This window comes from Gemmobacter serpentinus, from assembly GCF_008973825.1.
Lineage (GTDB): Bacteria > Pseudomonadota > Alphaproteobacteria > Rhodobacterales > Rhodobacteraceae > Gemmobacter > Gemmobacter serpentinus.
This window is the reverse complement of the sequence record NZ_WCHR01000042.1, coordinates 2,501-5,592: the sequence shown is the minus strand read 5'-3', so window position 1 is coordinate 5,592 and position 3,092 is coordinate 2,501. Positions and strand designations below refer to the sequence as shown.

General features: G+C 53.9%; 1 tRNA gene and 2 rRNA genes (1 of these 3 cut by a window edge). All 3 read right to left on the bottom strand.

The features are described 5' to 3' along the window. Positions 1-2 precede the first annotated feature (2 nt). Positions 3-79, bottom strand: a tRNA-Met gene (locus GBJ34_RS18690). Positions 80-155: 76 nt separating this feature from the next. Next, a 5S ribosomal RNA gene (gene rrf, locus GBJ34_RS18685) occupies positions 156-270 on the bottom strand. A gap of 87 nt (positions 271-357) precedes the next feature. Continuing rightward, positions 358-3,092 (bottom strand): 23S ribosomal RNA (locus GBJ34_RS18680); it runs 99 nt beyond the window's last position.

Here is a 3,092-nt window from a genome sequence, read left to right as displayed (position 1 = left end):
TTTGGTTGCGGGGGCAGGATTTGAACCTGCGGCCTTCAGGTTATGAGCCTGACGAGCTACCGGGCTGCTCCACCCCGCGTCCGTGCCCGACGGGTTATTTGATGTCGGGATATATTGTTGGATCGTTTAGGAGAGGTATACAAGGTTCTTACTAGGTTTGGCGGTGACCTACTCTCCCACGTCTTAAGACGCAGTACCATTGGCGTGCCAGCCCTTATCGGCCGAGTTCGGGAAGGGATCGGGAGTTTAGCTGGCGCTATGACCACCAAACCGAGTAAGGACCTTGTATTTACAACATCGTTTATTGTTCAAGTCTGAGCTTTTGATTTGGAGTAATCAGCCTTGCTGTTACTGGATCAAATCAAGCCTATCGGGCAATTAGTACCGGTCAGCTGAATGCATTGCTGCACTTACACCTCCGGCCTATCGACGTGGTGGTCTTCCACGGCCCTCAAGGGAGACCTTGTTTTGAAGGGGGCTTCCCGCTTAGATGCCTTCAGCGGTTATCCTGTCCGAACATAGCTACCCAGCACTGCCGTTGGCACGACAACTGGTCCACCAGTGGTTCGTTCACCCCGGTCCTCTCGTACTAGGGGCAACTCTTCTCAAGTCTCCTACACCCACGGCAGATAGGGACCGAACTGTCTCACGACGTTCTAAACCCAGCTCACGTACCTCTTTAAATGGCGAACAGCCATACCCTTGGGACCTGCTCCAGCCCCAGGATGAGATGAGCCGACATCGAGGTGCCAAACGATGCCGTCGATATGGACTCTTGGGCATCATCAGCCTGTTATCCCCAGAGTACCTTTTATCCGTTGAGCGATGGCCCTCCCACTTGGGACCACCGGATCACTATGGCCGACTTTCGTCTCTGCTCGACTTGTCAGTCTTGCAGTCAGGCTGGCTTCTGCCATTGCACTCAACGACCGATTTCCGACCGGTCTGAGCCAACCTTCGCGCGCCTCCGTTACGATTTGGGAGGCGACCGCCCCAGTCAAACTCCCCACCATGCATGGTCCTGGACCCGGATAACGGGCCGCAGTTAGACATCAAGAGTGCGAAGGGTGGTATCTCAAGGGAGGCTCCACGGGAACTGGCGTCCCCGGTTCGATGCCTACCACCTATCCTGCACATCACAATCCTGATGCCAGTGCAAAGCTGGAGTAAAGGTTCATGGGGTCTTTCCGTCTAACCGCGGGAAGTGTGCATCTTGACACACAGTTCAATTTCGCTGAGTCCACATCAGAGACAGCGGGGAGATCGTTACGCCATTCGTGCAGGTCGGAACTTACCCGACAAGGAATTTCGCTACCTTAGGACCGTTATAGTTACGGCCGCCGTTTACTGGGGCTTCAATTCAGAGCTTGCACCCCTCCTTTTAACCTTCCAGCACCGGGCAGGCGTCAGACTGTATACGTCGCCTTACGGCTTCGCACAGCCCTATGTTTTAAGTAAACAGTCGCCACCCCCTAGTTTGTGCCCCCCACACATAGTTGCCTACATATGGGGCTCCCTTCTCGCGAACTTACGGGAGCATTTTGCCGAGTTCCTTTGATGTGGTTCTCTCAAGCGCCTTGGTATTCTCTACCAGTCCACCTGTGTCGGTTTGGGGTACGGTCTGATGGAGGGCTATTTCCAGGAACCTCTAAGCGGCCCACCCAATCCGATAAGGGCAGACAACCTTCGAGATCCGTCACATCCTCCTGGCCAGGGAATATTAACCCTGTTCCCATCGACTACGCCTTTCGGCCTCGCCTTAGGGGCCGGCTTACCCTGCTCAGATTAGCTTTAAGCAGGAACCCTTGGACTTTCGGCGACAGGGTCTCTCACCCTGTTTGTCGCTACTCATGTCAACATTCTCGCTTCTGATCTCTCCACCGGATGCCTTACGGCCCGGCTTCACAGAAAGCTCCTCGCCTCCGCGCCTTTCCCTGGGGAAAGACAAGAGGCATGGAGCTATATCACAGAACGCTCCGCTACCACGCATATTGCTATGCATCCTGAGCTTCGGCTCGTGGTTTGAGCCCCGTTACATCTTCGCCGCAGGACATCTTGACTAGACCAGTGAGCTGTTACGCTATCTTTAAAGGATGGCTGCTTCTAAGCCAACCTCCTGGTTGTTTTGGACGTCCCACATGCTTTCCCACTTAACCACGAATTAGGGGCCTTAGCTGCAGGTCAGGGTTGTTTCCCTCTTCACGACGGACGTTAGCACCCGCCGTGTGTCTCCCGGATAGTACTCCACGGTATTCGGAGTTTGCTTAGGCTCAGTAAGGCTGTGGGCCCCCATCACCCATGCAGTGCTCTACCCCCGTGGGTATTCGTCCGAGGCGCTACCTAAATAGCTTTCGCGGAGAACCAGCTATCTCCAGGTTTGATTGGCCTTTCACCCCTAGCCACAAGTCATCCAGACCCTTTTCAACGGGTGTTGGTTCGGACCTCCAGTAAGTGTTACCTTACCTTCATCCTGCTCATGGCTAGATCACCTGGTTTCGGGTCTGATCCATCGAACTCATGCGCCCTTTTAAGACTCGCTTTCGCTGCGCCTACACCTAGCGGCTTAAGCTTGCTCGATAGACCAAGTCGTTGACCCATTATACAAAAGGTACGCCGTCAGGGCTGATGCCCCTCCGACTGCTTGTAAGCGTCCGGTTTCAGGTACTGTTTCACTCCCCTCGTCGGGGTGCTTTTCACCTTTCCCTCACGGTACTGGTTCGCTATCGGTCAGCAAGGAGTACTTAGCCTTCGGGGGTGGTCCCCCGATCTTCAGACAGGATTTCACGTGTCCCGCCTTACTTAATATGTCTCATGGAGCTTCCTGTACGGGACTGTCACCCGCTATGGTTGGCCTTTCCAGACCATTCCAGTCACTCTTCAGAGATCGGCTGGTCCGCGTTCGCTCGCCACTACTAACGGAGTCTCTATTGATTTCCTTTCCTCCGGGTACTTAGATGTTTCAGTTCCCCGGGTTTGCTCTAAAATCCCTATGTATTCAGGATTAAAGTACCTGTTTCACCCCATTATTGATAGCAGAGCTAACAATAACAGAATGTCAGGTGGGTTCCCCCATTCGGACATCCATGGATCAA